Below are 590 nucleotides of genomic sequence, written 5' to 3'. Positions count from 1 at the left end.
CAATAACACCTGTAGAAGCTATAAAAATTTCATTTTCTTTAACCTTCAAAGCACTCGCGGCAGCCTGCAATATTGCATCTGCTGTTTGCTTTCCTTTGCGTCCCGTAAAAGCATTTGCATTCCCAGAATTGACAACAACACCCCGCGCAACTCCATGAGGAAGTGATGCACGACAATGATCCACAGAAGCAGAAGGGCATTTTGAGCGCGTAAAAACACCTGCCACACTTGTTGGCGCATCGAAGACAATAAAAAGAAGATCCGTACGACCTTTATCTCTAATCCCACACCAGATAATGGCGGAAGCTCCTGTATGTTTTGGGGAGACAAAGGAGATATTTTTAAAGCCACAGTATGCTTTCCATAAAAAGAAATGAAACGATTATAGATAAATACCTCTAGCAAACAACTGCTAGGCTTTTTGAATAAAACCAATCTATCAAATCGCCCAGCTGCTTTAAAAGATGCTATTGTGCTTCTTCTTCATCAGACGTCTCATCCGGAAGTGGCGTCTCATTTTGATTAAGTGATTGCATGAGTTTTATAACATTAGGATCAGGATATTTCACATCTATCGTGTTGCGCAAATC

2 pseudogenes are annotated in these 590 nt (G+C 40.8%); both read right to left on the bottom strand.

Annotated elements, in window-relative coordinates:
* Positions 1-351, bottom strand: a pseudogene (locus ACFIK8_RS12575) (bifunctional ornithine acetyltransferase/N-acetylglutamate synthase); the annotation flags it as partial.
* A 116-nt stretch (positions 352-467) separates the two neighbouring features.
* Positions 468-590, bottom strand: a pseudogene (locus ACFIK8_RS12570) (peptidylprolyl isomerase); the annotation flags it as partial.

It is taken from the genome of Bartonella sp. MR168JLCBS, from assembly GCF_042194175.1.
This window is presented reverse-complemented; position numbering and strand designations above follow the sequence as displayed.